The organism is Luteolibacter pohnpeiensis, assembly GCF_016595435.1.
GTDB lineage: Bacteria > Verrucomicrobiota > Verrucomicrobiia > Verrucomicrobiales > Akkermansiaceae > Luteolibacter > Luteolibacter pohnpeiensis.
Window position 1 is genome coordinate 1 of record NZ_JAENIJ010000220.1, and the last position, 377, is coordinate 377.

The window sequence follows — 377 nt, forward strand, 5'->3', positions numbered from 1 at the left end:
AAAGACGTGCTCAACCTGGTCTACCTGTGCGAGTCCTTCGGCCTGCCGGAAGTTTCCGAATACTGGCGCCAGGTCATCCACCTCAACGATTGGCAGAAGTCGCGCTTCGTCGAAAAAATCGTCCGCACCCTATTCAACACCGTCTCCGGCAAACGCATCGCCATTCTCGGATTCGCGTTCAAAAAGGACACCAACGACACCCGTGAATCCGCCGCCATCGCGATCTGCCGCGACCTGTTGTTAGAGCGCGCGACCGTGGCGATCTACGATCCGCGGGTCGATCCAGCCACGATGCGCCGCGACTTGTTAGAAGTCGGCATCGACCCTGAGCTATTCGACAGCAACGTGATCATTGCCAAGACCCCTTACGAAGCTGC

At 57.8% G+C, this 377-nt stretch carries 1 protein-coding gene; it reads left to right on the plus strand.

Going from position 1 to position 377, the window contains the following annotated elements; translation table 11 throughout:
- Nucleotides 1-377 (plus strand): UDP binding domain-containing protein (locus JIN85_RS21030; RefSeq protein WP_325110137.1); only part of this gene is annotated, 377 nt, incomplete at both ends.